This is a genomic window from Streptomyces sp. ADMS (genome assembly GCF_033441795.1).
Classification (GTDB): domain Bacteria; phylum Actinomycetota; class Actinomycetes; order Streptomycetales; family Streptomycetaceae; genus Streptomyces.
This window is the reverse complement of record NZ_JAVFVX010000126.1, coordinates 1-19,394: the sequence shown is the minus strand read 5'-3', so window position 1 is coordinate 19,394 and position 19,394 is coordinate 1. Positions and strand designations below refer to the sequence as shown.

Sequence of the window (19,394 nt, the reverse complement as noted above, 5' to 3'; positions counted from 1 at the left end):
AGTCCGACTCATGGCCGGTCTTCGGGGGTCTCCGCCCCGGGGGTGGCGGAGACGGCCCGGCGCCAGGGGGCGCCGGCCCCGGAGGCCGGGGGCGAGGGCGGCCTCGCCCCGGACACGCCCCACACCGTCCAGCGCGAGACCCTGCGCCCCGTACGCACCGCCGACACCGCCGAGGCTGTCGGCGGCGAGCCTGCTGTCAAGCAGCGTGCAGCCCACGATCCGTCGTTTCACCGGCACCAAACGAGACGAGCGCGTCGGCCCCCTGCGCTTCACCGCCGATCAGTTCTCCCTGCTCCAGGACGCCACCGTCCAGCATGGCTACAAGGGCGATTCCGGCTTCGCCGCCGACGTCGTTCTCGCCTTCGTCACCGGCCGGTTCACCGCCAACCTGCCGCTGTCCGAGGACCGCCGCCGCACGCACCACTTCCGCGCCCAGGTCCTGCGCCAGCTCAACCGGATCGGCGTCAATGTCAACCAGGTCGCCCGCGCCCTCAACAGTGACCGCACCCCGCCCGACGTGCGTGAGCGCCTCGGCGAGCTGCACCACCTGCTCTCCCTGATCGCCGAAGCCCTGCGCGAGCCCGCCGACCCGACGGAGGTCTGACCGAAATGATCGCCGCCATCAAACCGGCCGGATCCAACACCCGCGGGCTGCTCGCCTACCTCTATGGCCGCGGAACCCACGACGAACACCTCGATCCACACATCGTCGCCGCCTTCGCGATGCTCGCCATGCCCGACCCCGGCCGCAACGAGATGGCCACCCTGACCGAACTCGGCCACTACCTGAATGAGCCCGTCCGGCTGCGCAACAGCGAGTTCGGCAAGCCGGTCACCGACCACGTCTGGCACTGCCCTGTCCGCGCCGCCCCCGAGGACCGCCATCTCTCCGACGCCGAGTGGGGCGAGATCGCCAGGCGCATCGTGGCCGCCGCCGGCATCTCGCCCGAAGGCGACGACCTGGCCTGCCGCTGGATCGCCGTACGCCACGCGGACGACCACATCCACATCCTCGCCACTACCGTCCGCGAAGACGGCCGTCGCCCCAAACTCCACGACAGCGGCATACGCGTCGGCGACGAGTGCCGCGAGATCGAGAAGGACTACGGGCTGCGCCAGCTCAAGAAAGGCGACCGCACCGGTACCCGACGCCCCACCCAGGCCGAGATGCACAAGGCCGAACGCCTCGGCTGGGAGCAGACCAGCCAACAGTGGCTCGAAGACCGCATCCGCGCCGCCATCCCTCATGTCACCGACGCAGAGGAACTGCTCGCTTACCTCGAAGCCGACGACGTCCTGGTCAAGCCCAAGCGCGGGCCGTCCGGCGATCTCCTCTGCTATGCCGTCGGCCGCCCCCGCGACCTCAACAAGGACGGCGAGCAGATCTACAAGCCAGGCGGGAAGGTCGCCCCCGACCTCTCCCTGCCCAAGTTGAAGACGCGCCTGGAAACCAGCCAGCCGGAGGAACACCCCACCGCCCGCCGCAACCGGCCCACAGCCCCCTGGCACTAGGCCACCGACGCCCTCGACACCCTCCACAGCGAGCTCGCCGACACCGGCACTGGTGACGAAGGCGGAGACGCGCGAGCTCAGGCTCACATCGCGGCCCTTGGCGAACTGATGGAAGCCACCGCGCAGAAGGCCCCAGCGGATCTACGCGTCGAACTCCAGGCCGCGTCCAAGGCGTTCGCCCGAGCCCAGCGCTCCCAGATCCGAGCCGAAGACCGCGCCGCCGACACCCTACGCATCGCCGCCCGCGACATCGTCAGCACCGCCACCGGCCCCCAAGGCAGCGCCCTCGCAGCTCTCGTCGCAGCCCTCGTCTGGGCGACCATCGTCGCCGGACGCTGGCACGAGGCGAAGCACCACGCCCACCAGGCCGATGCCGCCCGCCAGGCCGTCCAGCACCTCCAGACCGCCGCCGACCACGCCCTTGTCCCCACACTCGCAGAACTGGAACGCCGCCAGCCGAAACAAGAGGCCCGCCGCACTCTGGCCAGCGACGTCCGTGCAGCCGTCCCCGACCACGCCGAGCGGATCCTCGCCGACGCCGACTGGCCCGCCCTCGCCACGGTCCTCGCCGACGCCGAGGCCGGCGGTCACCAACCCCACCAGCTGCTCAAGGAGGCCGCCGCGCAGCGCGAACTGACCACCGCGCCCAGCCCGCCCGTGTTCTGATCACCCGTATCCAGCACACCGGCCGCAACCCCGTACCCAACCGCCGTGCCGAAGCCGCCCGCCGACGCTCGACCACCGGGACGTGGCCTTCGGGAAGCGCGACCCCTGCACCGCAGCAGGCCGGCCCTGCCGCCACCCCAGGACGGAACAGCCGCCCCCGGCGGCAGTAGCCCGACTGTGACCGAGTGGGCTCCAGACTTGTCACGGAGCCCACTCGGTCGCGTACGACCGTTTTCACTCTCGTCGGCCGTCAGCTCTACTCAGGGCGGCACCACGGCCGATCGGAAGCGAACTCTGCCTGAGCTCTCCGCTGCCCAAGGCTACGGTTTCGGCCATGCGGAAGGTGGAGTACGAGAGCTACGGCTGTCCGCTGGAGAACTACCAGCTCACCCGAGCCGATCACCGACAGCAGAAGCAGTGGGAGGACATCAGACGTTGGGTGGAGAAGCATGCCGCTGAGGAGAAGGCCGAAGAGCGGGCAGACCCTGTGCTCGCAGCAGGTCGCCGTGCTGTCGTAGTCAAGGTGCTGGAGATGCTCCATAACTGCAAGACGCCTGAGCGCGACATCATGCGGTGGCGCGTACGGCTCTACGGCGGCCACATCGTCGAGACTCGGCGGCATCGTGAGAATGGCAAGCCCACGCTGCACGGCTCGTCGTCAATGAAGTGCCCGGAGTGCGGGAAGGACCCATCAGGAATCGTGGCCTTCGAGCCCATCGGACTGGCCGGTCAACCGCCCTCTCCTCCCAAGCCAGCAGCTTCTCCGCCTCCAAAGAAGCCGACCCGTGCGGAGCTTGAACGACGTGTAGCCGCGCTGGAGAGGGAGAACGAGCGTCTCCGCTCACAGGGGAGCGAGGGGTAGCTTCCCGGCCATCCAGCAGAGTTGGCACCATACCTGGGTCGGTGAGTCACCTCAGCGTGATGTCCAGGTGCTCCTGCACCGGCTCGAAGAGCCCGTAGGGCACGTAGCCGGGGATATCGGCGAGGGCCACCCACGCGAGCTCGGCCAGCTCCTCGGTGTCCGCGACGTACGCCGTACCGCCCGCGACCTTGCAGGCCGTGTACGACATCAGCCGACCCGTCTTCGGGTGGATCCGCTGGCCAAGGAGCTTGACGGCGGCCACGTCCAGGCCGGTCTCTTCCTTCGTTTCACGCACGGCGGCGTCTTCACGTGCCTCGCCTGGCTCGACCTCGCCTGCGGGGAACTGCCAGGAGAGCTGGCCCTCGCTGACCCGGCGCCGCACCATGAGCACGCGGTTGTTGTGGACGACGATGGCTGCGGCGATGCCCGGTCGCTCGTCTGAATTCTGCTGCGTCATGTCCACTCCTCCAGCACGGCGAGTACGGGCGGGAAGATCGTATCGACGGGGATGAAGCGGGTCTCCGCGTTTCAACGGGAAGTATGCAAGCGCCGGTCGCCGCTGCCCGAGAGCTGACCGCTGAAGGGCCACCCATGGTGTCGGTGTCGGTCGGCTGGAGAGATCGGTGATCGCCACTACGCGATCACCGACCTTCTCGACCTTGCGGGGAGCATCTGCCGCATCGGCACGTCCGTCAGGTCTGCCCGCCTCGGGTAGCCAGCGCAGCCGAAGCCTCGGCCAGCACCACCCAGGCCGCCTTGGTTCCGCAGTTCGTGACCTGGAACCCCCACTGTCCCTGGGTCAGCTCATTCACGATGTGCAGGCCCCGTCCGCGCTCAGTGAGCAGTCCGCTCGCTGCCTCCGCCGCGGTGGCTTCCGGCGAGGGCACGGCAGCCAGGTAGAGGTCCGTGGGAAGAAGAGGATTCCCGTCGTGGATCTCGCAGATGTATCTTCCCGCAGCAGCTCGAACGTGTACCTCGTACGGGCCGCGCGCGTGCTCGTGCGCGTTCGCCACGAGCTCTGAGACGGCCAGGACTCCGTCGCTGATGACGTTTCCTGACAGGCCCAGATCCTTGAGGACACGTCGCAGAACCGCACGGGCTTCGCCGGTCGGGTTGATGGTGTGGTCGGTCCAGCGGTACACGAGGCCGAGAGCGGCGGACGGTGCGTTGATCATCGGGCGGCGGACCTCCTGTGGGTGACGTCGGTGGCCGTCTCCCGGAGCTGCGACGTGGTCGCGGACGCGCGTCAGGTACGCCGCTGAGAGGCATACGGCCGCAGGAAGCACCCCGGCCTCGGGCGTGCGGCCCCGGGAGGATCGTGGCTCAGGCACCAGCCACGAGGCCGGTCGCAAGTCACGCACTCAACGATGGCCGCCGGTGCTCATGGTGCTCATGGGCGTTTATGAGCGCGAGGGGCCAGCGAGCGACAAGGCACTCCAGCGAGACCGCCGACCCGCCGTCGGCCTTCGCTCCCGCCCGTCTGGTCACTGGGAGTATGGGCGGGTGAGTGCTGACGTGTTGGGACGCTGGGTGCCGGAGCGCCCCGAGGATGTAGCCACGGTCTTCGCCAAGGCGGACTTCCCGTGGTGGATCGCCGGTGGCTACGCGATCGAACTCGCGGTCGGCCGCGAGTTGCGCGCACACGGCGATCTCGACGTCCTCGTCCTCCGGCGTGACCAGGTCCTCGTGCATGAACTGCTGGCCGACTGGGACCTGCACGTGGCGGATCCGCCCGGCCAGGGGGAGTTGCGGCCGTGGCGTCCTGGAGAGGTCCTTCGGCCGCCGCTCCACGACATCTGGTGCCGCCGCACGTCCAAGGCGCCCTGGTCGTTGCAGCTCATGCTGGACGAGGTCGAGGGCACCCAGTGGGTCTCGCGGCGCACTCCGGTAATCCGGCTCCCGATCGACCAGCTCGGGCGAACGAGCGAGGCGGGCATCCCGTATCTCGCGCCCGAGGTGCAGCTCTTCTACAAGGCAAAGGCGACCCGGGACAAGGACGAGACCGACTTCGAAGCGGTACTGCCGCTGCTCGACGCTCCGGCACGTGCTTGGCTTGCGGGCGCGATCAAGGTGATCGCGCCCGACCACCCCTGGCTTCGCCGGCTCCTGCGGGTCAGCCGAACGTGAGCAGCGGGACGTCGTAGAGGTCGGGGTTCCGGGGCCGGGTCATGGTGGGCGACGTGACCTCCACGATCAGCAGTTCGCTGAGGAACTGGACCTTGGCGCTGAGCAGGTGGCTCGTCCTGCCGTCGGCCGACTGGGCCTTCAGGCCGGCGGAGACGTGGATGTGCGGGAGTATCTCGCCGGTGGCGGGGTCATGGGCGAGGGTGCCGGCGCCGAACGCCTCGACGTTGGTGACGTGCGTCTTCGCCCAGACCGGTGCGTCCGGGTCCGCGAGCTTCTCGCAGGCACCCACGATCTCGGCCTCCGCGAAGGCTCCGATGAACGAGGGGATGTAGCCCTGCCGTACGCCGTTGTCCCGGCAGAAGGTTGACAGCGCCTCGAAGAAGTCCTCCCCGTGGTCGAAGGTGACGCCGAAGGTACGGCCGACGGTCAGCTCGTGAGCACGCATGTGCGGGTGTCTCCTGACGAGGTGGGATCAGCGGGCGGAGGCGGTGGTGAAGGTCTCGCGGACCGTCGCTCCGTCAGCGCCCTGGGCAAGCAGAGCGTGCAGGAGGAGCCGCGCCTGGTACGGGCTGAGGTCTCCGGCACCGATGAGTCCTCGCCCGAGGAGGTCCTTCTCGGAGCCGGGGAAGCCGTACGTGTCCGACAGGACGGGTCCGTTGCCGATGCGGGAGGCGAGGACCACGGGGATGCGGCACGCGAGCTTGGTGAGTCCTTCGACGAGGCGCTCCGGGACGTGGCCCACGCCGAAGGCCGCTACCACGAGCCCGTCGCAGTTGCCGTCCCACAGGTCGAGCAGGGTGCCGTCGTCGCCGAGGGTGACGATGTAGAGCCCGACGCGCGCCTCACGGTCGGGGGCGCCGACCAGCGGTCCTCGGGACGGCAGGCCGCTCACCATCCGCACGCGGTTCTCCGCGATCCGCGCGATCGGGCCGCACGTCGGCGAGGTGAAGGCGGCGGGGCTGGTGGTGTGCGATTTGCGGACGGTCCGTGCCGAGTGGATCTCGTCGCCGAGTACGACGATGCAGCCTGCGCCCCACAGGCCGGGATCGGCGGCGGTCAGGACAGCGGCGTAAATGTTGGCCGGGCCGTCGGCGCCGGGAAGGGTGGGGTTGCGCATCGCGCCTGTGACGACGACCGGCTGCTCATGGCCGTGGTAAAGGTCGAGGAGGAAGGCAGTCTCCTCGATGGTGTCGGTGCCCTGGGTGATGACGACGCCGTCGACGTCACCGGCCTCCAGCTCCGCCGTGATCGCGGCCGACAGCGCGGTGAGGTCATCGAAGGTCAGGGAGGCGCCGGGCAGACGCCGGAAGTCCCGCACCTTGAGGCCGATGCCGCTCGTGGCCAGAGCGGGTACTGCGGCGAGGAGTTCGTGGGCCGAGAGCGCGGGTACGACTCCTCCGGTGGTGGGATCGGTGGTCATGGCGATCGTGCCGCCGAGGGAGAAGACCGCCACGTTCCTGACCGACTCCGTCATATCCCCTGCTCCCCTGTCCGGACGCCGCCGAGCGCGGCCTCACGAGTGGTTCACGCAGGCTATCGGGTCGGCGTCGTACGGGTACGCGGGATGATCACCAGCTGCTCGGCCACGAACCGGCAGGCGGTTTCCAGCCCTTCGAGGCCGAGCAGCCGACTGCGCGGCCGGGCGAGCCGCTCCGTGCCGACGGCCGACAACTGGGCGCACCGGCGACCGAGCCAGGAGGCGTCGAGACCGAGGTACTGCGCCGTCGCTGCGAGGCGCTGTCCGGCCTGCTCGGCCGCTGTGGTCGAGTGGTGGCTGACGTGGTCCGTCACATCCGCGAACGTCCGCAGGGCTCCCGGCCGCGCGGTGACCGCGAGGTGGGACGCTCCCTCGGTCCGTACCCAAGAGGCGATGACAACCCGGCGCCCGGGGGAGAGGGCGAAACCGTCAGTGTGTGCGAAGCCTCCGTCGTCGGTCACCCAGGTGCGGATGCCGAAGGACTCCATGAGCGCGATGGCGAGGAACAGCAGAACGCGCTCGTATGCCGGCGAGGAGGCGATCGCCGTCTCGGGGACGCAGAATCCCCGGCCGCTGGTGCCGCCCGGACGCCGGGGGGCCATTCGTTCGAGGTAGCGGTACTTGTGCCGGAAGAACAGCCATGTGGCGGCCTCTTCACCACGCTGTTCCCTGGTCCAGAAGACGGGTGCGTCGCCCAGGTGGTCCCGGTTGCCCAGGATGTACCGGGCTGCGGTCTCCGAGCCGATGAGCATCCGGGAGACTTCGGTCAGTCCCTGGTCGGCGGCGATCGGCGCGCCTGGGGAAACGGTGAGCGACGCCAGCGAGGTGTGCAGGGGCTGGTCGTCGCCGAGCAGTGCCGCCTCGAATCCCGACACGGCCCACAGGATGCCGTAGGTCAGGTCGTCCAGTTCGTACGCGGCAGGGATGTCGACCGGTTCGGAGGCCGTGGCGCGTACGCCGCTCGGTCGGGCGTCGGTGACGAACTGCCGTACCACCCCGTCCACCGTGCGGTTCGCGACGACGAGCGCGCGCATCGGCATGGTGCGCCAGGCATCCAGCTCCGGGCGGGAGTCGAGCCTCAAGTTGTCCCCGAGGAAGGAGGCCGCGGGAAGCGTCAGCACGGGAAGCGCCGTCGTCGAGACGGACCGGCCGACGGGTAGGAGAAGCTGGCCCGGCCCTTCTGGCAACGCCGCGTACCCACGGACTCCGGTGTCCGCTGTTCCGGAGCGGCCCGTGGCGTCCGAGGTGTGCGGATCGGCCGTGGGCAGGAGCCCGAGCAACTCCTCAGGAACTCCCAGTGCATCGGTCCACTGGACGAACTGCCGTCGGTCGCGGATCTGTTTGAGGCCGCGTTCCAGTCTGCTGACCTCGGCCTGGTCGATGCTGACCATCCGCGCCACGCCGGCCTGGGAAAGGCCCGTGTGCTTCCTGAACAGCTTGACGACGGTGCCGAGTTCCCATGCGGCCACGGCTCGCCGGACCGTCGGATCACGCCAGAAGGCCGGGTCGGCCCGTCGGGCGGCCGGTCCGTCCTGGCACGAGGCGCATCGTGTACCGGCGTTGAAGCGGCTGAGAAGGGCACCGCAGCGCGTACACCGCCGCTGTCCGCTGTCGACCATGGTCGGCATTCTCCCCCGCTCTGCGACCACCGAGACACGTTCCGCCGGCAGGGCTCATAAACACTCATGGGCGTGGGCCTTCGTGGCGGCCATCGTGGTGGAGCACCACCGACCGGAGCCGCGTGCCGCGACTCCCCGGACGTGAGGATCCGACTTGTGACCTCCTTGACCCTGCCGCCCCGGCCTCCCGGTTCGCCGCCGCTGGCCCATGCCTGGCAGACGCTGGCGGACGGGCTGCTGACCCAGCGGCTCCATCTCCATCTCGACGAATGGCGGGCTGCCGTCGCCGAGGAGAAGGCGCTGCCGGACGTGCCGGGCGCCGATGTCTCCGTGCTGGCCCAGCGCCCGTCTCCGCTGTCGGCAGGCGACGAGTCCGCGATGGCACTGCTGGAGGACGCCGGGCTCGGCTTCTGGTGGGAGCTGCCCCAGCGGCACGGAACGGAGTCGCGGACCCTGCACGGGGCACTTCAGCGCGCCGCCGACACCGTTTCCCAGAACCTCCTTGCAGAGCAGTCCGGGGCTGCCTGGTCCGACGCAGTGACCGCCGCCAGCGCCGCCGCCGCGTGGTGGGTGGGCTTCTTCGCGGTCATCCGCCACCGCGGGGTGCACCACATCACGCTGGAACCGCGCCCCGCCCCGCTCCACGAGCAGGCCCTGGGCACCGCGGTGAGAGTGGTGGCCAACGGCATGGCCACGCGGGTGCTGGAGGCAGCGCTGCGTGTCTCCGACGACGACCCGGCCCTCCGCGCCGCGTACTGCCGCGCCATCAAGGCTGGTGTCTGCGTCGAGCCCGAGCTGCCCGGCCTCATCGACGAGTTGGCGGAGCTCCGGCTCGTCGACCTGGTGTCCACCACGGCCCGCTGGCGGGGTCGCTTCACCAAGTACTCCGGCGGCACCGGGGCGGGGCAGGTCGAATGAACCACCGCTATCCGTTCATCGTCATCGAGGGGCTCGACGGCACCGGCAAAACGACGCTGCGCAAGAGCCTGTTCCGGCTCTGGGAGGGGCTATACGGCGTCACCCCTCTGTGCGTGCTCACCACCAACTTCCTCGCCGCCGACCAGGCCGGTGCCATCGTCAACGGCAAGTACCAGCCGAACGCCGGGAACCGTGACGCCTATCTGACCGCGATCGCGGCAGACAAGCGGGCCACGCTGGATCGCCTCGTGCTCCCCCAGCGGCCGACCCGGCCCGTGATCGCAGATCGCTGGCTTCTCAGCGAGCTGGCCTTCTTCGCCGTGAAGCACGGCATGAGGGCGTCGGAGACGTACGAGGCGCTGGCCGCGCACCTCACCGTTGCTCCCGATCTCACGCTCGTCCTGGACCTGGAGATCGACGCCTCGATGAACCGGGCGCAGGCCCGCCAGGGTGACGCCGTCCGGGCCGACTGGGACGTGCACGACGTCCAGAGCCGGGTTCGTGAGACCTACGAGGCCGTGGTCACGAAGCCCGACGAGTTCCCGCTCCTCGGCGACGTGGTCCGCCTGGACGCCCGCCGGCCCCGGTCCGAGGTGCTGCTCGCAGCCTGGGACGTACTGCGCGAACGGCAGCTGGTGCCGTCGCTCGCCGCCCACACGGAAGGAGGAGAGACCCATGGCTGACGGCACGAAGGCGACGCGTCTGCGTGAGGCCCTCGCCGACAGCGAGCGGAAGCACCCGCTCCTGGCGATCGGTGCGGTGAACGCGCTCGCCGCGCACGTCGCGGTGGAGGCGGGCTTCGACGCCCTGTGGGTGAGCGGTCTGGAGGTGTCCGCAGCCTCCGGGCTGCCTGACGCCAACCTCCTGGGCCCCCGGGACCTGTCCGACGTGATCACCTCGCTAGGACGTGTCACCGAACTGCCGGTCATCGTGGACATCGACAACGCGGGCGGCTCGGGGCGCACGGCGGAGCGGTTCGCGTACGACCTGATGCGCGCCGGAGCCACTGCCGTGTGTGTCGAGGACAGCGCGTACCCGAAGTGCAACAGCTTCGCGGCCCACCGGGCCCAGAACCTCGCCGACCGTGACCTGCTGTGCGAGCAGCTAGGGCGCATACGGAAGGTCGCCGGTGACGGCCTCGTGGTCGTGGCCCGCACCGAGGCCCTGATCGCCGGCGAGGACATGGCCACGGCGATCGCCCGTGCCAAGGCGTACGCCGAGGCCGGAGCGGATGCGCTACTCATCCACTCCAAGGACACGACCGGTGATCAGGCGCGGGCCATCGGACGTGCGTGGAGCCACGACGTGCCGCTGGTCAGCGTGCCCACGGCGTTCCCCGACCTGGGCGCCGCCGAACTCGGCGAGGCCGGCTTCCGCCTCTGCATCTACGCGAACCAGCTCAGCCGTGCCGCCCTCGCGGGTATGCGCACCGCCGCTCGTCAGTTCCAGCGCGGAGGGAGCTTCCGCTCCACCGTCGCGGGGTCTCTGGCGGAGGTCGGCGATCTGATGCGCGTCGGCGAACCGGAGGCGCTGTCGTGTCTCTGACACCCGAGCTGCCTCGGATCAGTGTCTCCGTGAAGGCGGCGATCGTGCGCGGCGGCGCCGTCCTGCTGCTGTCGTACGACGACGAGGCCGGGTTCCACTACAACCTTCCGGGTGGCAAGGCCCAGGTCGGTGAAGACCTACGCCAGGCCGTGAACCGCAAGGTCGCGCAGGAGACCGGCCTCCAGGTCGTGGCCCGGCGTTTGCTGTGCGTCGTCGAGTACGTCCCCGAGTCGTGGCAAGGCGAGTTCGGCGACGTACAGAAGGTTCAGTTCAACTTCCTCGCCGAGCAGGTGGACGACGCCGAGCCGCGCATGCCGGAACTTCCGGACCCCATCCAGGTGGGCTTCGAGTGGGTTCCGCTGGAACGCCTGAATGACGTGTACCTGCTGCCCAGGATCAACCGCCCGCTGTCGGCGGCGTTGAGCGGGGAGCTCACCGACCCCTTCGTGGACAGGTGGTGACCTTCATGGACTCAACGTTGAAGGATCTGCGGGAGTGGCTGCTGCGGGAGCACTCCGGGACGGTCTGTGCCGACCGGCTCTGCGTGATCGCCGACGAGCTCTCCGACCTGACCGCCCGCGGTCTGCCGGGGCCCGTGGTGGAACTCGGCTGCTACAGGGGCGCGATGGCCCTCTGGATCCGTAGCGTGCTCGACTCGCTGGGCGACCGCGACCGCGAGATCCACGTCTACGACTCCTTCGAGGGCATGCCCGCGCCCGGCGCCGAGGACTCGGACCACCTGGCGGCAGGCGAGCTCCGGTCGTCCCCGGACGACGTGCGCGCCACGCATGTGGCCTGGGGCAGGCCGGCGCCGGTCATCCATCCGGGGTGGTTCGACGAGACCCTTCCCAAGGAGCTGCACGACGAGATCGCGTTCGCCTACCTGGACGGCGACTTCTACGACTCGACCCTCACGGGACTCACGCACTGCGTCCCCCGCCTGGTGCCGACGGGTGTGTTGCTCGTCGACGACTACGCGGACACGGCGGTCAATCCGCGGGCCTGGGACGGGCTCCCGGGGGTGAAGCGGGCCTGCGACGCGTACTTCGGCGGGCCTTCGCCCGTGACCGTCGTCGTCGGCGAGGGTGATCTCGCCTTCGGCCGGTACGAGAAGCCGGAGTTCCGCGGATGAGCGCTGTCCTGGTGCTACGCGGTGCGGCGGACGCGAGCGCGATCCGCCGCGCCCTGCCCGATGTCCTCGTACACGAGTTACCGGACCTGTACTCGCCTCCGCCCGCCAACACGGCCGTGGTCGTCCTGCGTTCCGGCGTCCGTCTCGGCGAGAGGGAGCTCGACGCGCTCCCTCGTCTGAGGCACGTCGTACGGACCGGCTCCGGCATCGACCACATCGACGTGAGCGCCCTCCAGCAGCGTGGCATCACTCTGCACCGCAACGCCGAGGCCGGCGCGGGCGCCGTGGGCGAGTGGGTCCTCGCCGCTGCCCTCGCACTGGCCCGGCGGATCCCTTTGGGGCAGCACGCGCTACTGCTCGGCCGGCACGAGAAGCAGGCGTGCATGGGTGCGTCACTCGGGAGCCTGGCCGCAGGGATCTGGGGCGCGGGCCCGGTGGGGCTGGCCGCCGACTGGGCCCTCGCTCCCTTCCTGGGCCGCACGGCCTTCGCCGCGTGGCCGTCAAACCCTCCCGGTCTGCGTGAGCTGTCGCAGACAGCGCTCATGGACCAGTCGCAGGTACACGTGATCACTCTGCCGCTGCGCCCCACGACCGAAAATCTCATCGGCGAGGACTTCCTCGCACGCGTCGCTCCACAGCGGCCTCTGCTGATCTGCGCCGGGCGGCTGGAGACCCTCGACCTCACCGCCTGCCTGCGGGCACTGGCGGACGGGAGGCTCTCGGGCCTCGCACTCGACCCGGTCGAGCGGCAGCACCTGCCGCTCCTCACCGGCTCCACGACGCCGCTCAACCTCCTGGCCTCGCCCCACATCGGCGCCCAGCGCTCCGACGTGCGCGGCGCACTCGACCGATGGGCCATCGATCTCCTCAAGGAGATCACCGCCGACGACAAGATCCTGATCGAAGGAGGCCACCGGTGAACCCATCGGCACGACGACGCCGGGAGATCGCCGACAGAGTCGCCCAGACGCTGCTCGCATCCGGCGAGGCCCGCGAGGTCTGGCTGGAGGGAGCCCTCGCCTGCGGCTTCGCCCACGCGGCAAGCGACATCGACCTGCGTGGCATCGTGGACGGCACCCTTCCGGCGTGGGAGTCCCGCATCGTGGACGGCATCCGTGTCGACCTCCAGGCGACGGCGCCGCAACGAGCCGAGGAACTCCGTCACCTGCTCCGCTCCTTCGACGTCCGCCGCCACGATCTCGGATCGTTCCGCCGGGTACGCGCCTCGATGCACGACCTCATGTGCCTGCGCACCGCTCTCACGTACGGCTCCGGACGCTGGGATCCGGTGCTCGACCCCGGGGAGCGCCAGGGCTACCGACGCTGGGCGGTCGCTGACCAGGCCGAGGTCGCGGCGAGTCTCGCCGAAGACCTGACCGGCCTCGTCGAGGACGGCCTGGCCGAATCGGCCGACATCGTGTGCCGGAAGCTGGAGACCCGTCTCGCCGCGCTCGGCTGCGCGGCGGCCGGCCACCCGGTCCTGGGCGACAAGTGGCTACCGCTGCTTGCCAGCGCTTCGTTCCATCCGCCGATCGCTCCGCCCCGCCCCGAAACGTGGGAGTGGTTCCGTCCGGTTCAGCGACGCGTGACCAGAGCGCTCCTGGACTGCTGGCCCGTCGACGACCCGCTGCAGAAGCCTCCCAACCTGGGCGGTGCCCCTGACGTCGGCTGGCTGCCCCAGCGGTACACCGACGGATGGTTCCTGCGCCGCGGTGACGTCCACATCCCCATCACCGGCGGGCAGCTCCTCGGGTGGCTGTCCACGGTCTCCACCGATGGCGCGTAGACCGCGCCTCTCCTCCTCGGGAGGTCTCTGATGCCCGTCACCCGCACCACCCCCACGCACCTGGAGAGTCTCTACGCCCCAATGTCGAGCACCGGGCCGGACACGGCGGTCTCCGTCATCCTCAAGCTGCGGGGAGAGACCTGCGACATCGACTGCCTGTACTGCTTCGAGAAGCGCAAGGAGTCACCGGGCGGCGCCCGGATCAGCACGGAACAGGTCCACCGCCTCGGTTCGATCTTCTCCGGGCGTCCACTCAGCGTCGAACTCCACGGCGGGGAGCCCCTGGCCGCAGGCCGGGAACGGGTCGCGGAGATCCTGGACGCGCTCGCCGCACAGCCGAACGTCATCCGCGTGAGCCTCCAGACCAACGGTCTCCAGCTCGACGACACCTGGCTGGACCTGTTCGAGCGGCACTACCCGGAGCTGGAGATCGGCATCTCCCTCGACGGGGACGCGCTGGGGAACTCGTGGCGAGTGGGCTACGACGGCCGCCCTACCTACCCGCGAGTGGTCGAAGCCCTGAAGCTCCTCGGCCGTCGGGAACGCCGCGTCGGCGTCATCTGCGCCGTCACCCCGTACGTCCTCGGCCGAGCCTCCGAGGTCATGGAGCATCTCGCCTCCTTTCCCGTCGTGACGACGGTCAGCCTTGTGCCGTGCTTCGACGCGGCGGTCACCCGCTCGACCACGGTGGTCGGATCCCGCGCGCCGACCAGTCGGGCACTCCAGCGCCGGGCCATCGGCCCCACCGGCCCGACCTGGGCCGTCACGCCTCGTCAGTACGCCGACTTCGTGTTGGAGGCCGCCCACCACTGGGTCGCCGATGGCGTGTTCCGCCGCGTCAAGCTGGAGCCCGTCGTCTCCGTCATCCGCCGTCTGAAGGGTTTGGGGACCCGTTCCTGTCACTTCTCCGACTTGAAGTGCGACCACGTCCTCACCCTCTATCCCGATGACCGCCTGGGAAGCTGTGACGAACTGCCCTGGCCGCAAGCCGGCCTCGCCTCCCTCGGCGACGTCCACATCGAGGCGGACGTGGCCGGCGCCCAGGACGGCTCTCCCTTGCTTCAGCAGGCACGCTCCCTGGTCACGAAGTGCACGACCTGCGACTACCGCGACACCTGCGGCGCAGGCTGCCCGGCGGTCCGCCTCCGTTTCGCCGCCGCGGGCGACGAAGACGCGTACTGCGACCACCGCATGCGCCTGATCGACGGCGTCGCCGCCCTGCTCGCCCAGCCGGATCTCCCGCCCGGTGCCTCATGTTCCCGGTTGCGCTGGCGTCCCGTCCGCCCCAACAACATGCACCACGTCTCCGCCTTCCTGGCCCGCTGGGACGACCCCACTGTTCCCCGCCTGCCCGCGCGTCTCCAGGTCAGCGCCAACGGGAACATCAACACAGTCGGCCTCCCTGGCGTGCACGAGGCAGACGATCTCGACCCCCACCATCCCCAGTGGTACGAGGGCATCGAGCCTGGCATCCGCCCGGTCGTCGACGCGCTCACCTCAGGCTGGAACGCCGTCACCTACGACAGCTGCCAGGGTCACGCCTACGCAGACCTCCCCGGAGCCGAGCCCCGGTTCCTCTCGGTCGGCATTCTGCCGCGCGACCGCGCTGAGTACGCGCGCACAGCTGCACGCCTGTGCCGTGCCGCCAGCCGAGCCGAGTCCTCCCTGTCGGGCGCGTGTTCGCTGGTCCTCGGTCGCAGCGAACTCGCCTGCCGCACCACCGGCCGGGTGTATCCGACGCTCGACCTCTATGTCGTGCCCGCTGCCGGCACCACGCCTGCCGAGTATTTCGAGGACCTCGTCCAGGCCGTGCATGTGCTCACGGAGTCCCTGGCCGAAGCCGCCTCGCCTCCGCCGTCCACCCCCTGCACCTGCGCCTGCGGAGGCGAGCAGTGATCCACATCGCCGAGACTCTGTCCATCCGTACCGTGGAGGGCTTCCTCAAGCCGGACGAGATCGAGCGGCTCAATCTCGTCATGGACGACACGCTCGGCTCCCTCGACCGGTACGGCACGGCCCGCCGCACCACCATCCACGAGATCCCCGGTCACTCCCCCGCCGAGGCGCAGGACGTCTACGAGCCGGCCGGTCGGCTCGAGGTAACCGAGATCCCGTACGAGGCGACCGCCCTCCTCGATCAGGCAATGAAGCTGCACATGGCCGCCATCACGCGCACCCTGCCTTCGGTCACTGGCCACCGGCCGTGGATCTACCTGGAGTACGGCTCCGGCCAATACATCACCCCGCATGCCGACGGCATCGCGCCCGATCCCCTCACCCGTCCCCGCCAGATCGCCGCCGCGACGGTCACGCTCACAGACATCCACGACACCGGCGGCGCGTTCTACGTGGAGACCACAGGCAGCGACGCCGTCTGGACCGCCGACGAGGCGCCGATCGGATCGGGTTACGCCCAGGGAATGCGCTTCGCACACGAGGGGACGGACATGTCCTCCCCCTGGTTCCGCACCATGCCCCGCACCCGATGGAGCGTCGCACCCACTCCCGGCACGCTCGTGGTCTTCGGCAGTCAGCTCGTCCACGGCACCGAACCGGTCCGCGCCGGCCGCGTTCGCAAGTTCCTCACGCTCTTCGTCTCCGAGTAGGAGGCTTCCCCGCCATGACCGGCCCCCGCGGCCCGCCCCGCAGCCACCCCTCCCCCAACCCACCGCCCTAACCAGAGGAGAGAGCGAGCAGTGGCAGAAGACAAGATGTTCGACGAGTTCCTGGAGGCAGTCGCGTCCCTGCGCGACAGCGACCCGGTGCGCACCACCGCGCACACTTCCAACGCGGCCACCGAGACCTGGCTGGCCACCACGGTGCAGCACGACAGCGCTGAGCCCAACACCGAGTCCTGACCCACCACGGGGCCGGGCCCGTCCCGGTCCGGCCCCGTTCGACCCCCGGAGCCCCAGATGAGCGCTCTCTCCCCGGAAGCCCTGGTCGCCCTCGGTGGCATCGCTGACCACCAGCGCCTACGGACCAGCCGTATTACCTCCGTACTCGCCAACCGCCTCGGCTCGTCCGCCCTCGACTACGCCGTGGCCCACCATCTGCTCGAAGGCGCCGAACACGCGGCGCGCACCCGGGACGCGGACCGCCTCGCCTGGTACCGCCGTACGACGGTGCGAGACCTGACCCACCTGTCGGCCGGCCCGCACATCGTGCTCAACCCGCGCACCGCAGACATGCTCAGCTCGGAGATCTCCGAAACCGCGTACTACCTCGTCAGCCCCGACAGCAGCACAGCCCCACCCGAGGCCCTTGGCCTCATTCGTGCCGCCACCGCCTCCGCGACCGAGCACGGCTTTGGGACCCTGCTCACCCAGCACGCCCCCGTCATCTGCCTTCTCAACCGTCGCGGACTCGACGAGACCCTCCACAGCTGGGCCCTCACCCGCCTCCCGGGCACCGTCTTCACCGACTACACCGCCCACCCCGAGGTCCTGGCCCGCGACCTGATCCACGAGGCCGCCCACAACTGGCTCAACGACGCCCTTGCAGCACACGACGTGCGCCTCCCCACGGACGTCACCTTCTTCTCGCCCTGGCGAGGCACCGACCGTCCCGTCTTCGGATTCCTCCATGCGTGCTGGGCCTTCTCCCTCACTGTGCTCTACACACGAGAGGCGCGGCGCAGCGCCACGGGCGCCGTCGCACCCTTCCTCGACACCCGCCTGCGCCACCAAGCGGTTCAGTTCGCTGCCGCCACCGAGCAGCTGGAACAGGCCCTCTCCTACGTGACCGCACACGAGATTCGTGAACGGATCGGTCACGCGGTCGGCAAGGTCGTGGGCCCGTATACGGCAGCCTGATCAGCCCGAGGCAGCACGAGAAGGGCGCAAGCCGGCCATGGCCGGATCGGACTGCCGGGAGAGGTGACGTGATCCCCGGCGACGGCAAGCGACGCGACCACCATAAATGTCAAGGACAGCGGCTTGCGCAGCTCTTGCTGGTACTGATGATCTATGCGCAATGGCGGTCGCCAGCCTTGCGTACTCGCAGGTCACGCGTTTGCGGTCAAACCGCCCCGGCCAGTTCAACCGCAGTAGTCGTCAAGCCGATCGACTCCGTATACGCGGACTGCGAGACAAGACTCAACAATCCGTATTACACCCGCGAGCGTGGCCCTCTTACCTTGATCCGCGAAGGTTTTCGGGCACTGGTTTTCTCGTAAGCAACTGCACGCAGCGGCTTCGGCTCACCTGATTCCCAGCCAGGCGGAGCCGCAGTGGCACCTATGCCCCGAAGACGCGAGCAACCTCACGATCGAATTCCGCACACTCGCGCAGATATGGATCAATATTCGCCCGGTACTTAAGAGCGATTCGGTCGAACAACCACTTGTCGAGCTCGCCAGCCTTTCGGGCATACGCGTCAACCATGTCAACGATGGCAGCCGCGCCACCCTGACCGGCGATCCAGGTACGCAGTTCACGGCTCCAACGGCTCCACGCGAGCAGGGGTTCAGTAGGCAGAATAAAGGTGATCTCGCAGGACTCTTGTCCGAATGTCTGCCTGCTCTGCGCTACGGGGAGTTGGGCATGGGTGATATAATTGCGCAGCCCTTTCAAGAATTTTGCCTCCATGTCATCCTTAAACATGGAGGCGACCTTGCTGCGGTATTCATTCATCAGCGCCGAGTCATCTTGGAAGTGCTCCTCCATGAAATAGCGCTGCTGATCTACCCGCGTGCTCATCGCCATCAGCACGTTGTGCAGAAGCCGCTCAGCCTCTGAAAGAAGCCGGTCGTGCGCCTCGGGATTGCGCACGTCGAGAATCGGACCAGATACCACCGGGTTCTGCAGTTCGGCGACCAGGGACTTGTACTGCGCGACGTTGCCCTGAAACACATACCCTATGCGCTTGACTCGGTCTCCGAGCGCGATGGCGCGACAGCCCGACGAGGCATCGAGCCGCTTCTGCCAATCCAGAAGGGAAGGTCGCCCTGCTTCCACGGGAGCGGTCTGCTCGTCGGCAGGGTCGGGCTGAATGCCGGTTTCGGTCACGCCAGATGACGTTACCGGGACCGTTGGTACGACGCAGACGGATTTCAGCCCAGACCAGACCTGCCCCGAACTTGGGCATGGCCGCCTCGGAGTTCAACGCAGCGGCTCCTTCCGCTCTTTCCGGTGGTCACCAGGCTGGTCGCCTCCGTAGGGGATAGATGTGCCGTGACACTCACCGTGTGACCGACACGACACCGCACCCACCAGACGGCCTCGGCCCGCCTCCGGACCGAGCAACCGGGCCAGCGGGGTCGTCGGCGGCAGGCATCGACCGGGTGCGGTTCCCTCTCGTGCGCTGGGTGCTCGCGCCTCGGACGACCTGGCAGGCCCGTCGGCTGGCAGCCGAATGCGGGCCGGGCATGGACGCTCGCACCGCCTGGGTGATGGCTCGACTTGCGCAGTACCCGGAGGAACACGTGTACGCGATGCGACACCTGAACGGCGACGAGAACGCTGACTGACCCCACGCGAGGGCTCATTGCCCTGCGGCCGGACACCGCCTCGGGTCGTCGCCGATTGGGGCGGCGAGGCTCCCTCTGGTCTCAATTTTGGTCTCATTCACCCCCGTCCGACGGCGTCCGAAACTCCCACCAGCATCCACTCCACCACAGGTCAGAACGTCCCCGCACACCCCTGCACCCCCAGACGAACATTTGGAAAGCGTGTTGGGGGCACCCGTCGCCGACACCCCTCACGAGTTCGAATCTCGTATCCTCCGCCAGTGCCTCACCGGGCACGATG

At 69.2% G+C, this 19,394-nt stretch carries 22 protein-coding genes and 1 pseudogene; 16 read left to right on the top strand and 7 right to left on the bottom strand.

Annotation, left to right across the window (positions count from 1 at the left end; all coding sequences use genetic code 11):
- On the bottom strand, positions 1–216 hold a 216-nt coding region (locus RB628_RS34405; RefSeq protein ID WP_318324554.1), incomplete at its 3' end, for a hypothetical protein.
- Between RB628_RS34405 and RB628_RS34400 the strand changes: the two genes are divergently transcribed.
- From RB628_RS34400 to RB628_RS34390, 3 genes and pseudogenes are all read left to right on the top strand, one after another.
- Positions 206–604 (top strand): MobC family plasmid mobilization relaxosome protein, encoded by a 399-nt coding sequence (locus RB628_RS34400; RefSeq protein ID WP_318324553.1) that lies wholly within the window; start codon positions 206–208, stop codon positions 602–604. The genes RB628_RS34405 and RB628_RS34400 overlap by 11 nt on opposite strands.
- Positions 605–609: 5 nt before the next feature.
- Positions 610–2,348, top strand: a pseudogene (locus RB628_RS34395) (relaxase/mobilization nuclease domain-containing protein).
- A gap of 164 nt (positions 2,349–2,512) precedes the next feature.
- A complete protein-coding gene (locus RB628_RS34390; RefSeq protein ID WP_318324552.1) occupies positions 2,513–3,040 on the top strand; it encodes a hypothetical protein in 528 nt (175 codons plus the stop codon).
- Positions 3,041–3,086: 46 nt separating this feature from the next.
- Here RB628_RS34390 and RB628_RS34385 read toward each other — a convergent pair whose 3' ends face one another.
- Positions 3,087–3,497 carry an NUDIX hydrolase gene (locus tag RB628_RS34385; protein WP_318324551.1) on the bottom strand — a complete coding sequence of 137 codons (411 nt, stop codon included), beginning with the start codon at positions 3,495–3,497 and terminating at the stop codon, positions 3,087–3,089.
- Between the two features lie 235 nt (positions 3,498–3,732).
- Complete coding sequence (locus tag RB628_RS34375; RefSeq protein WP_318324550.1) at positions 3,733–4,215, bottom strand: ATP-binding protein; 483 nt, start codon at positions 4,213–4,215, stop codon at positions 3,733–3,735.
- A gap of 328 nt (positions 4,216–4,543) precedes the next feature.
- On the opposite strand from RB628_RS34375, the gene RB628_RS34370 reads away from it, so the two are divergent.
- Entirely contained in the window at positions 4,544–5,167 is a 624-nt protein-coding gene (locus tag RB628_RS34370; protein WP_318324549.1) for a nucleotidyltransferase domain-containing protein, read from the top strand.
- Here RB628_RS34370 and RB628_RS34365 read toward each other — a convergent pair.
- The 3 genes from RB628_RS34365 to RB628_RS34355 are packed head-to-tail and all read right to left on the bottom strand — an operon-like array spanning position 5,154 to position 8,113.
- Positions 5,154–5,612 (bottom strand): PPC domain-containing DNA-binding protein, encoded by a 459-nt coding sequence (locus tag RB628_RS34365; protein WP_318324548.1) that lies wholly within the window; start codon positions 5,610–5,612, stop codon positions 5,154–5,156. The two genes, RB628_RS34370 and RB628_RS34365, sit on opposite strands and share 14 nt — an antisense overlap.
- 27 nt (positions 5,613–5,639) lie before the next feature.
- Positions 5,640–6,641 carry an asparaginase gene (locus RB628_RS34360; RefSeq protein WP_318324547.1) on the bottom strand — a complete coding sequence of 334 codons (1,002 nt, stop codon included), beginning with the start codon at positions 6,639–6,641 and terminating at the stop codon, positions 5,640–5,642.
- A 59-nt stretch (positions 6,642–6,700) separates the two neighbouring features.
- Complete coding sequence (locus RB628_RS34355; protein WP_318324546.1) at positions 6,701–8,113, bottom strand: helix-turn-helix transcriptional regulator; 1,413 nt, start codon at positions 8,111–8,113, stop codon at positions 6,701–6,703.
- Positions 8,114–8,419: 306 nt separating this feature from the next.
- On the opposite strand from RB628_RS34355, the gene RB628_RS34350 reads away from it, so the two are divergent.
- The 11 genes from RB628_RS34350 (at position 8,420) to RB628_RS34300 (ending at position 17,459) form a co-directional block, all read left to right on the top strand.
- On the top strand, positions 8,420–9,181 hold the full coding sequence (locus RB628_RS34350) for a hypothetical protein (RefSeq protein WP_318324545.1): 762 nt from the start codon (positions 8,420–8,422) through the stop codon (positions 9,179–9,181).
- Positions 9,178–9,864 (top strand): dTMP kinase, encoded by a 687-nt coding sequence (locus RB628_RS34345; protein ID WP_318324544.1) that lies wholly within the window; start codon positions 9,178–9,180, stop codon positions 9,862–9,864. The genes RB628_RS34350 and RB628_RS34345 overlap by 4 nt, the downstream gene beginning before the upstream one ends.
- Positions 9,857–10,726 carry an isocitrate lyase/phosphoenolpyruvate mutase family protein gene (locus RB628_RS34340; protein WP_318324543.1) on the top strand — a complete coding sequence of 290 codons (870 nt, stop codon included), beginning with the start codon at positions 9,857–9,859 and terminating at the stop codon, positions 10,724–10,726. The genes RB628_RS34345 and RB628_RS34340 overlap by 8 nt, the downstream gene beginning before the upstream one ends.
- Positions 10,717–11,187: an NUDIX domain-containing protein gene (locus RB628_RS34335; protein ID WP_318324542.1), complete on the top strand. Its 471-nt coding sequence runs from the start codon at positions 10,717–10,719 to the stop codon at positions 11,185–11,187. The genes RB628_RS34340 and RB628_RS34335 overlap by 10 nt, the downstream gene beginning before the upstream one ends.
- A 5-nt stretch (positions 11,188–11,192) precedes the next feature.
- Positions 11,193–11,858, top strand: a complete 666-nt coding sequence (locus RB628_RS34330) for a TylF/MycF/NovP-related O-methyltransferase (RefSeq protein WP_318324541.1) — start codon at positions 11,193–11,195, stop codon at positions 11,856–11,858.
- Positions 11,855–12,778 (top strand): NAD(P)-dependent oxidoreductase, encoded by a 924-nt coding sequence (locus RB628_RS34325; protein ID WP_318324540.1) that lies wholly within the window; start codon positions 11,855–11,857, stop codon positions 12,776–12,778. The genes RB628_RS34330 and RB628_RS34325 overlap by 4 nt, the downstream gene beginning before the upstream one ends.
- Positions 12,775–13,644, top strand: coding sequence for a hypothetical protein (locus tag RB628_RS34320; RefSeq protein ID WP_318324539.1), 870 nt, complete (start codon positions 12,775–12,777; stop codon positions 13,642–13,644). The genes RB628_RS34325 and RB628_RS34320 overlap by 4 nt, the downstream gene beginning before the upstream one ends.
- A gap of 30 nt (positions 13,645–13,674) precedes the next feature.
- Positions 13,675–15,540, top strand: a complete 1,866-nt coding sequence (locus RB628_RS34315; RefSeq protein ID WP_318324538.1) for a radical SAM protein — start codon at positions 13,675–13,677, stop codon at positions 15,538–15,540.
- On the top strand, positions 15,537–16,250 hold the full coding sequence (locus tag RB628_RS34310) for a 2OG-Fe(II) oxygenase (RefSeq protein WP_318324537.1): 714 nt from the start codon (positions 15,537–15,539) through the stop codon (positions 16,248–16,250). The genes RB628_RS34315 and RB628_RS34310 overlap by 4 nt, the downstream gene beginning before the upstream one ends.
- 90 nt (positions 16,251–16,340) lie before the next feature.
- Positions 16,341–16,502: a hypothetical protein gene (locus RB628_RS34305; RefSeq protein ID WP_318324536.1), complete on the top strand. Its 162-nt coding sequence runs from the start codon at positions 16,341–16,343 to the stop codon at positions 16,500–16,502.
- A 57-nt stretch (positions 16,503–16,559) separates the two neighbouring features.
- The gene (locus tag RB628_RS34300; RefSeq protein WP_318324535.1) at positions 16,560–17,459 is read left to right on the top strand and encodes an aKG-HExxH-type peptide beta-hydroxylase; all 900 of its coding nucleotides are present in this window, start codon (positions 16,560–16,562) and stop codon (positions 17,457–17,459) included.
- Positions 17,460–17,882: 423 nt separating this feature from the next.
- Here RB628_RS34300 and RB628_RS34295 read toward each other — a convergent pair whose 3' ends face one another.
- Entirely contained in the window at positions 17,883–18,653 is a 771-nt protein-coding gene (locus RB628_RS34295; protein ID WP_318324534.1) for a hypothetical protein, read from the bottom strand.
- 179 nt (positions 18,654–18,832) lie between these two features.
- Here RB628_RS34295 and RB628_RS34290 point away from each other — a divergent pair, with 179 nt between their 5' ends.
- On the top strand, positions 18,833–19,114 hold the full coding sequence (locus RB628_RS34290) for a hypothetical protein (protein ID WP_318324533.1): 282 nt from the start codon (positions 18,833–18,835) through the stop codon (positions 19,112–19,114).
- Positions 19,115–19,394: the final 280 nt, after the last annotated feature.

What these genes read in the sequence shown, in the direction of transcription:
- RB628_RS34360 (WP_318324547.1), bottom strand. Translation starts at nt 6,641, where the DNA reads ATGACGGAGTCGGTCAGGAACGTGGCGGTCTTCTCCCTCGGCGGCACG.
- RB628_RS34340 (WP_318324543.1), top strand. Translation starts at nt 9,857, where the DNA reads ATGGCTGACGGCACGAAGGCGACGCGTCTGCGTGAGGCCCTCGCCGAC.
- RB628_RS34375 (WP_318324550.1), bottom strand. Translation starts at nt 4,215, where the DNA reads ATGATCAACGCACCGTCCGCCGCTCTCGGCCTCGTGTACCGCTGGACC.
- RB628_RS34365 (WP_318324548.1), bottom strand. Translation starts at nt 5,612, where the DNA reads ATGCGTGCTCACGAGCTGACCGTCGGCCGTACCTTCGGCGTCACCTTC.
- RB628_RS34315 (WP_318324538.1), top strand. Translation starts at nt 13,675, where the DNA reads ATGCCCGTCACCCGCACCACCCCCACGCACCTGGAGAGTCTCTACGCC.
- RB628_RS34325 (WP_318324540.1), top strand. Translation starts at nt 11,855, where the DNA reads ATGAGCGCTGTCCTGGTGCTACGCGGTGCGGCGGACGCGAGCGCGATC.
- RB628_RS34385 (WP_318324551.1), bottom strand. Translation starts at nt 3,497, where the DNA reads ATGACGCAGCAGAATTCAGACGAGCGACCGGGCATCGCCGCAGCCATC.
- RB628_RS34345 (WP_318324544.1), top strand. Translation starts at nt 9,178, where the DNA reads ATGAACCACCGCTATCCGTTCATCGTCATCGAGGGGCTCGACGGCACC.
- RB628_RS34390 (WP_318324552.1), top strand. Translation starts at nt 2,513, where the DNA reads ATGCGGAAGGTGGAGTACGAGAGCTACGGCTGTCCGCTGGAGAACTAC.
- RB628_RS34300 (WP_318324535.1), top strand. Translation starts at nt 16,560, where the DNA reads ATGAGCGCTCTCTCCCCGGAAGCCCTGGTCGCCCTCGGTGGCATCGCT.
- RB628_RS34330 (WP_318324541.1), top strand. Translation starts at nt 11,193, where the DNA reads ATGGACTCAACGTTGAAGGATCTGCGGGAGTGGCTGCTGCGGGAGCAC.